The following is a 3,784-nucleotide window of genomic DNA, read 5'->3' as shown; positions in this document are numbered from 1 at the left end:
TGTTGGTAACAGCCAACATGTGCGGCAGCGCCTTCTTTTCAAAGCCGCGAATGGTGTTTACCAGCGTTTCCTCATCTTCGCGGGTTTTGACGTAATGGTCGCGTTTGTGATCGATGGCGGAGGTGAGAAAGCCGCCAGTGCCGCAAGCTGGGTCGAGCACGGTTTCTTCCAGCCTGGGATCGACGCGGTTGACGATGAAGCGGGTGACGGCGCGCGGGGTGTAGAACTCGCCCGCGTTGCCAGCGCTTTGCAGGTCGCGCAGAATTTGCTCGTAGATGCTGCCGAAGGTATGGCGGTCGCCGCTGTTATTGAAGTCGATCTCACAGATCTTGTTGATGACCTGACGCATTAGTGTGCCGGACTTCATGTAGTTGTAGGCGTCTTCAAATACGCTACGCACGACTTGGGCGCGCCTGCCCGGCACACCCGCAGTGGGCAGCCTTTCTTTCAGATAGGGAAACAGTTGCATGTTGACGAAATCGGCCAGCGCATCGCCGGTCATGCCCTCGGGGTTGGTGGCCCATGCGCTCCAGCGCAAGTGCTCTGGCAGTGGAGATTTATAGTCGTCTTCCAGCAGCATCAGTTCGGCTTCGCGGTCATCGAAAATTTTCAGGAAAAACATCCATACCAGTTGACTGATGCGCTGGGCGTCGCCATCGACGCCGACATCTTTGCGCATGATGTCCTGTATAGACTTGATGACGCCGGAAACATTACTCATGCAGATTCTTCCTTCTTAAACAGCTCTTGTTCCAGTTCCTGGATGGCGGATTCGAACTTTTCTTTGCCGCCGAAAATGGTGTTGATGATTTCCACGGGCGTGCCTATGGTTTTGAAAGGATCAAGGCGTAGCACCTTGGCGCTTTCCAGTGTGGCAATGCCTTCGTCGGCATATTTGTCGAGCAGTCCGGTGAGCACGGCACGGGCCTGTTCGCCGTATTTGGTGAAGTAGTTGCGCTTCTTGACCTTATTGGCGCGCTCCTTGCGGGTAAGTGGCGGCTGGCCCCAAGCGATGTGGCAGATCAGGTCGAAATCGCCGTAGTCCTTGCCGATTTCCGTGGCGAGGTTGTCCAGAACGATGCCGTGTTCTTCCAGTTCGTCGATGAGAGCCTGCTTTTTCGCGGCGTTGTTCCAGCGCTTGAGGAAGTCATCCAGCGAAATGAATTCTTTTTGAATCTGCTTGCGGCTGAAGTCTTTGTAGGACTCCATGATCAAGTTGCCATCCGGCCCGATGTATTCGACGCGCTCGGCGATGATATTTACATCTACCCCGCTGATACGGACTTTGTAAACGCCGGGTGTGTCGTCGACACCGCCATCGCCCTCGTCGTCCCCTTCGCCGGGCTCCGGATCGGGCGGCACGGGGTCGTCGTCATCGCCCGGTTCGTAGATCACCACGGCTTCACCGTCGAAGTCCGGATCGCGGAACAGTTCGGTGGCTTTTTTGAAGTCCATGATGGTGAAGAACCACTTGTTGTTTTCTTCGTCGATGCGGGTGCCGCGCCCGATGATCTGCTTGAAGCTGGACATTGAGGCAATGGTTTTGTCCAATACGATGAGCTTGCAAGTTTTGGTATCAACGCCCGTAGCCAGCAACTCCGAAGTGGTCGCAATGACGGGAAACTTGCTCTCCGGGTCGATGAAGTTGTCCAGTTCGGCTTTCCCCTCGATGCTGTCGCCGGTGATGCGCATGATGTATTTTGGATTGTCCAGCGCAAGCTGACCTGCCTCATTCACCAGCGCCACACGCATACGTTCGGCGTGGTCGACGTCTTCGCAAAAAACAATCGTTTTGGAAAACAGGTCGGTGGCATAGAGGTATTTCACGATGCGCCTAGCAACCAACTTGGTACGCTGGTTGAGCACCAGAATGCGATCCATGTCTTTCTGATTGTACTCACGCTGCTCGATTATCTGCCCCAGATCGTCAGTCATACCTGGCGGCGGCGTCCAGCCTTCGATGTCCTTGTCTATGTCGATACGCACGACCTTGTAGGGCGCGAGAAAGCCGTCTTCAATTCCCTGCTTGAGGCTGTAAGTGTAAACTGGCTCGCCGAAGTAGGTGCTGCTTGAAACGTATTTGGTTTCCTTGGGCGTGGCGGTGAGGCCGAGCTGAACTGCGTTATCGAAATATTCGAGTATTTCACGCCAGGCGGAATCGTCCGCCGCACTACCACGATGGCATTCGTCAATGATGATCATGTCAAAAAAATCGCGCGAGACACTTTTGAAAATCTTGTCTTCTTCGTCCGGGCCAGTGATAGCCTGATACAAGCCGAGATAGATTTCGTAGGAAGGGTCGATCTTGCGGTTCTTGATTTTCGTCATGACCGAGCCGAAGGGCTTAAAGTCGTTGACGAGGGTTTGGTCGACGAGGATGTTCCGATCCGCAAGGAATAGGATGCGCTTAACCTTACCTGCTTTCCACAAGCGCCAGATGATCTGGAAGGTCGTGTAAGTCTTGCCGGTGCCAGTTGCCATGACGAGCAGAGCGCGCTTCTTGCCGCCAGCCACTGCTTCGACGGTATGGTTGATTGCGTCCACCTGGTAGTAGCGGGGCTCCTTGCCCGATACATCCAAGTGGTAAGGCTGCGCGACCAACTTTTCGGCACTGTCATCAATGCCGCGATATTTTTTGTACCGTTGCCAAAGTACCGGCGGTGTGGGGAAAAATTCAAGGGGAAACTCTGTCTCAATGTTTTCGCCAGCGGTGGGGACTTTGTTATGGGAAGCAAAGGCATCGCCGTTTGAACTAAGGGCGCTCGGCACATCGAGGATTTCGGCATAGCCGAGCGCCTGCTGGATGCCGTGACTGACTGTATAATTGTTGTCTTTGGCCTCAACCACGGCGACGGGCACGCCCGGCTCCCAGGACAGAACGTAGTCGGCGAATTTTTTTTTCTTCTTGTTGCGTGAGGACATGTTGCCGCGCACGACGACTGGGCCGGGGGTTAGCGTCACCTCACGACGAATCTGCGTCATGGGTTCCCAGCCGGCTCGCTTGATCGCGGGCGTGATGAATAGGTCGCAGATGTCGGACTCGCTGAGTTTTTTCTTTTCTTTGCTATCCATCACAAATACTTCTTATCAATGTGCCAGCCTACAGTATCCAGAAGCAGATTGATGGTCTGGCGGGCTTCCTGATCGGAATTAGACATGAATAGCGACTCCGGGGCGGCTGTTTTTATAGGATGTTCGCCAGATTAGGACAAAATCCGCTGGCTGGGAAGCGGAAAGGAAAGCAGAATCGGTGGATTTGCTCTAAGAGTAATCCAGATATACAGGGTGCGCCCAACCCCGCGTAGCAAGGAATCTCGCTATCAGTCGTTGATGACGGCGCATCATTACCTGGGTGCGCTGCTCAGAATCGGCAAGAAAGTGTGGCATGTCGTTGACTGTCAGCGATCAATATGTGGCTCTGATTTGCCTGTGCAAAGTTACATTGAAGTGTGCTGTGCAGGATCGGTTGGGATTTGCGTTCTCACATTTTTTTCAACAAGGCATTGATAGCCTGCAAATCCGCCATATTGATTTGTCCGGAGGCGGCCTTGAGCTGCACCCGGGCGATCACCTGATTGTAGAAAGCGACGTTGTAGTCCTGCTCGGCCCGCACGTAGTCGGTGGCGGTATGCAGCAGGTCGATGATGGAGCGGGTGCCCACTTCATAACCCTTGCGCGTTCCTTCCAGGGATAGCTTGGCAGAGTCTACGGTTTCTTTGGCGGCCTTGAGCTGCGCCACACTGTTTTTCAGATTGAGAAAGGCGGTTTGGGTGTTCAGGGTGAC

Annotated in this window: 3 protein-coding genes; all 3 read right to left on the bottom strand. The window is 54.1% G+C overall.

All coding sequences use genetic code 11. From position 1 onward, the window contains the following. Positions 1 to 721 (bottom strand): type I restriction-modification system subunit M (locus AC2VLV_RS07420; protein ID WP_486989371.1); only part of this gene is annotated, 721 nt, incomplete at its 3' end. Beyond that, positions 718 to 3,072 (bottom strand): EcoAI/FtnUII family type I restriction enzme subunit R, encoded by a 2,355-nt coding sequence (gene hsdR, locus AC2VLV_RS07415; protein WP_486989370.1) that lies wholly within the window; start codon positions 3,070 to 3,072, stop codon positions 718 to 720. The genes hsdR and AC2VLV_RS07420, both read right to left, overlap by 4 nt. A gap of 409 nt (positions 3,073 to 3,481) precedes the next feature. Further along, positions 3,482 to 3,784: TolC family protein (locus AC2VLV_RS07410; RefSeq protein WP_486989369.1), on the bottom strand; the 303-nt coding region annotated here is incomplete at its 5' end.

This window comes from Thiomonas sp. TH-17 (assembly GCF_057473305.1).
The sequence above is the reverse complement of the archived record's forward strand: the minus strand, read 5'-3'. Positions and strand labels throughout refer to the sequence as shown.

Bases quoted from the DNA above. Each gene is read 5' to 3' on its own strand.
- hsdR (WP_486989370.1), bottom strand. From the start codon at position 3,072: ATGGATAGCAAAGAAAAGAAAAAACTCAGCGAGTCCGACATCTGCGAC.